This is a genomic window from Pseudomonas brassicae (assembly GCF_010671725.1).
GTDB lineage: Bacteria > Pseudomonadota > Gammaproteobacteria > Pseudomonadales > Pseudomonadaceae > Aquipseudomonas > Aquipseudomonas brassicae.
Genome location: NZ_JAAHBU010000421.1, coordinates 1 through 4356, shown reverse-complemented (window position 1 = coordinate 4356; position 4356 = coordinate 1). Strand labels below are relative to the sequence as shown.

The 4356-nt window shown below is 65.0% G+C and carries 4 protein-coding genes; 1 reads left to right on the top strand and 3 read right to left on the bottom strand.

Annotation, left to right across the window (positions count from 1 at the left end; translation table 11 throughout):
* Positions 1 to 66: 66 nt before the first annotated feature.
* The 3 genes from dxs to G3436_RS23275 form a co-directional block, all read right to left on the bottom strand.
* Entirely contained in the window at positions 67 to 1965 is a 1899-nt protein-coding gene (dxs, locus tag G3436_RS23285; protein ID WP_163949996.1) for a 1-deoxy-D-xylulose-5-phosphate synthase, read from the bottom strand.
* 158 nt (positions 1966 to 2123) lie between these two features.
* Complete coding sequence (gene ispA / locus G3436_RS23280; RefSeq protein WP_163949993.1) at positions 2124 to 3011, bottom strand: (2E,6E)-farnesyl diphosphate synthase; 888 nt, start codon at positions 3009 to 3011, stop codon at positions 2124 to 2126.
* On the bottom strand, positions 3008 to 3250 hold the full coding sequence (locus tag G3436_RS23275; protein ID WP_043861884.1) for an exodeoxyribonuclease VII small subunit: 243 nt from the start codon (positions 3248 to 3250) through the stop codon (positions 3008 to 3010). The genes ispA and G3436_RS23275 overlap by 4 nt, the downstream gene beginning before the upstream one ends.
* A gap of 244 nt (positions 3251 to 3494) precedes the next feature.
* Here G3436_RS23275 and G3436_RS23270 point away from each other — a divergent pair.
* A partial coding sequence (locus G3436_RS23270) for an MBOAT family O-acyltransferase (protein ID WP_420801247.1) occupies positions 3495 to 4356 on the top strand: 862 nt, incomplete at its 3' end.

Here is a 4356-nt window from a genome sequence, read left to right as displayed (position 1 = left end):
CAGGATCAGCGCTGATCCTGTGGGAGCTGGCTTGCCAGCGAAGCGGCCCTCACATGCGTGGTGAGATCAAAGCCCGAGTCGTTGCATCCGCTGGCGCACCGACGCTTCGATACCGGCCTCGTCCAGCCCGCACTCGGCCAGCATCTGTGCCGGCTTGGCGTGCTCCACATACACATCCGGCAAGCCCAGGTGCAGTACCGCCTTGAGCACGCCTTCACGCGCCAGGAACTCGCTGACTGCCGCACCCGCACCACCCATGATGGCGTTCTCCTCGACCGTCACCAGCAGTTCGTGGCTTGTCGCCAGTTCACGTACCAGTGCCTCGTCCAGTGGTTTGACGAAGCGCATGTCGACCACGCTCGCATCCAGCGTCTCGCCCACCTTCAGTGCTTCGGCCAGTTGCACGCCGAACACCAGCAAGGCGACCTTGCTGCCCTGGCGGCGTATCACGCCCTTGCCGATTTCAAGCGGCTCCAGGTCGCTGTCGATGGCCGCGTTCGGCCCGCTGCCGCGTGGGTAGCGCACCGCTGCCGGGCCGTTGTACAGGTGGCCGGTGCTGAGCATCTTGCGCAGTTCGTTCTCGTCGCTCGGGGTCATCACCAGCATGCCGGGGATGCAACGCAGGAACGACAGGTCGAAACTGCCGGCGTGGGTCGGGCCGTCTTCGCCCACCAGGCCGGCACGGTCGATGGCGAACAGCACATCGAGGTTCTGCACCGCCACGTCGTGGATCAATTGGTCATAGGCACGCTGCAGGAAGGTCGAATAGATCGCCACCACCGGCTTGGCGCCTTCGCAGGCCATGCCGGCTGCCAGGGTCACCGCGTGCTGCTCGGCAATTGCCACGTCGAAGTAGCGCGCTGGGTAACGTTCGCTGAACGCCACCAGGTCCGAGCCTTCCTTCATTGCCGGGGTAATGCCCACCAGGCGCTGGTCGGCGGCGGCCATGTCGCACAGCCATTGGCCGAACACTGCGGAATACTTTGGCCCGCCTGCCTTTTGCGGGGCGCTGGCCGGGGCGTCCAGGGGTTCGAGCTTGGTGATCGCGTGGTAGCCGATCGGGTCGACCTCGGCCGGGGCGAAGCCCTTGCCCTTCTTGGTCACCACGTGCAGGAACTGCGGGCCCTTGAGGTCACGCATGTTGCGCAGGGTGGCGATCAGGGTCGGCAGGTCGTGGCCGTCGATCGGGCCGATGTAGTTCCAGCCCAGCTCTTCGAACAGGGTGCCGGGCACCAGCATGCCCTTGGCATACTCCTCGGTGCGGCGGGCGATTTCCCAGGCGCCGGGCAGACGCGACAGCACCTTCTTGCTGCCCTCGCGCATGCTTGCGTAGGTGCGGCTGGAAAGGATCTTGGCCAGGTAGTTGGACAGGCCGCCGACATTGCGCGAAATCGACATGTCGTTGTCGTTGAGGATCACCAGCATGTCGGCGTTGACTTCCTGGGCGTGGTTCAACGCCTCGAAGGCCATGCCGGCAGTCAGTGCGCCGTCACCGATCACGGCAATCGACTTGCGCGCCTCGTTGTGCAGGCGGGCGGCGATGGCCATGCCCAGCGCGGCGCTGATCGAGGTGCTGGAGTGGCCGACACCAAAGGTGTCGTACTCGCTCTCGGCACGGCGCGGAAAGGCGGCCAGGCCGTCCTTCTGACGCAGGCTGTGCATGCGTTCGCGCCGACCCGTGAGGATCTTGTGCGGATAGGCCTGGTGCCCTACGTCCCACACCAGCCGGTCGTCCGGGGTGTCGAAGACGTAGTGCAGGGCAATCGTCAGTTCGATGACGCCCAGGCCGGCACCGAAGTGCCCGCCGGTCTGGCCAACGCTATAGAGCAGTTCCTGGCGCAACTCGTCGGCCAGTCTCTCCAGGTCGGCTTCGGCCAGACGCCGCAGGCCGGCTGGCGTATCGGCACGGTCAAGCAGCGGCGTGACCGGGCGTTCGCGGGGGATCTCTTGAAACGTCGTGGGCATCAGGCGAATCATTATAGGTGTGATGAGGCGGCAGTTTACCTTATTGCGGTAAAAGCTGCCCATTAGGTGCGCGGCGCGGCCATCGCGGGTCAGCCCGCGCCCACAGGATCACTCGAAACGTGTGGGCGCGGGCTTGACCTGCGAAAGGGCCGCCACCATCAACTGCGGCGTTCGACGATATACCGCGCCAACGCCCGCAACGGCTCGGCCTTGTCGTCGAACCGGCCCAGCGCATCCAGCGCCAGGTCGCGCAGCTCCAGCGCATACGCCTTTGCCGCGTCGAGCCCGAGCAGGGCCGGGTAGGTCGGTTTGTCGCGGGCAATGTCGGCGCCCTGGCGTTTGCCCAGGGTCGCGGTATCGCTCTCGACATCCAGAATGTCGTCCTGCACCTGGAATGCCAGGCCGATGGCCTGGGCATACTGCTGCAAGGCCTTGAGCGTCTGCGCATCTGCTCGTGCACTGGCCAGCGCACCCAGCTTGACGCTGGCCTCGATCAGGGCGCCGGTCTTGTGCCGGTGCATGAACTCGAGCGCAGCCTGGTCGAGTTTGAGCCCCACCGAACCCAGGTCGATGGCCTGGCCGCCGACCATGCCGGCGGGGCCCGCCGCCAGCGCCAGTGCCTGCACCATGCTCAGGCGGATTGCATCGCTCTGCGGGCTCAACTGCGGGTCGAGCAGGGCGCTGAAAGCCAGGCTCTGCAAGCCGTCGCCAGCGAGGATCGCACAGGCCTCGTCGAACGCCTTGTGGGTTGTCGGCTGGCCGCGGCGCAGGTCGTCGTCGTCCATCGCCGGCAGGTCGTCGTGCACCAGCGAATAGGCGTGTATCAGTTCAACTGCACACGCCGCGCCGTTGGCCTGTTCGGCCGGGGCGCCCAGCGCCTCGCAGGCGGCGTAAGCCAGCAGCGGACGCACGCGCTTGCCGCCGTTCATCACGCTGTAGCGCATGGCGGCGTACAAGCGTGTGAGCTCGCTCGACGGGGGGGTGAAAAGGTGTTCCAGCGCGGCGTCCACCTGGGCCTGGCAGCGGGCCTGGTAGGCGGCGATCATTCCGGCTGTTCCGCGTCGAAGGGCTCGGCGCGCAGCTCGCCGTCGCGTTCCAGCAGCACCTGGACCTTCTGTTCGGCCTGGGTCAGGGCGCTCTGGCAGTCGCGGGTCAGGCCGATGCCTTGCTCGAAGGCGGTCAGCGAGTCTTCCAGCGACAGTTCGCCGTTCTCCAGGCGCTCGACCAGTGCTTGCAGGTCGGCGAGGGATTGCTCGAAATCAATGGCGGCTTTTTTTCGGGCCATGGCGGCTGTCTCTGGTGGCGGTTTGAACGGCGCGACACTAGCAGAGCGGGGCAGGGGGAGCAAATCAGCCGCCGAGATCTTTCGTCGCATTCTGTTGCACAAACGCTGTAGGAACAGACTTGATTTTCCTACAGTCCTCGCATTGTGGGGACTCGTGGCTGTCTGCCATAATCGCGCCCGCTCTGCGCTGCGGTTCCTCCCCAGGCAGGCCTCCCCCTTCCGATGTCGCGTAATGGACTACGTTGTGAGCTTTCTTTCGATCGAGTTCGGCCTCTGCTTCACACTGTTTTTCCTGGTCTACTGGAGCCTGTGCTGGAGCGTTCGGCTGCAGAACGTGTTGTTGCTGGGCGGCAGCTATGCGCTGGTGGCAAGCTTCAGTCTCGAGTCGCTGTACATCCTGCTGGGCTATTCGCTGCTGGTGTACCTGCTGGGGCTGTTCAGTGCGCGCCATCCGGGGCGGCGCTTCACCTACCTTATGGTGTTGCTGCTGGTGCTCGGTTGCTTCTATGTCTTTAAGTACCAGGAATTTTTCGTCGGTGGCGTTCAAGCTGCGCTGGCCGACCTTGGGCTGGACGTATCACTGCCGGTGCTTGAAGTGCTGCTGCCGATCGGCCTGTCGTTCTACACCTTCCATTCGGTCAGCTACCTGGTTTCGATCAACCGCCGCGAGATGGCGCCTGCCGCGCCGCTGGACCTGGCCCTTTATCTGGCCTTCTTTCCCAGCCTGGTCGCGGGCCCGGTCAATCGCGCCGCGCACATGCTGCCGCAGATTCGCCCGGCACAGATCCGCCAGGTGCTGGAGCCACAGCGGGCGCTGGGGTTGATCGCGCTGGCGGTGGTCAAGCTGTTCTTTTTCAGTGCCTGGCTGGGCAGCGAGTGGGTCGACCCGGTGTTCGAGACCCCCAGCGGGCACAGCGCCGAACAGGTGCTGCTGAGCGTGTATGGCTACAGCTTGCTGATCTACCTGAACTTCAGCGGCTACACCCATCTGGTGACCGGTGTCGCGTTGCTGCTGGGCTTCAAGCTGCCGGACAACTTCAATGCCCCTTACGCGGCGCGCAACCTCAAGGAGTTCTGGGGGCGCTGGCACATCAGCCTGTCGACCT

What these genes read in the sequence shown, in the direction of transcription:
- ispA (WP_163949993.1), bottom strand. Translation starts at nt 3,011, where the DNA reads ATGATCGCCGCCTACCAGGCCCGCTGCCAGGCCCAGGTGGACGCCGCG.
- dxs (WP_163949996.1), bottom strand. Translation starts at nt 1,965, where the DNA reads ATGCCCACGACGTTTCAAGAGATCCCCCGCGAACGCCCGGTCACGCCG.
- G3436_RS23275 (WP_043861884.1), bottom strand. Translation starts at nt 3,250, where the DNA reads ATGGCCCGAAAAAAAGCCGCCATTGATTTCGAGCAATCCCTCGCCGAC.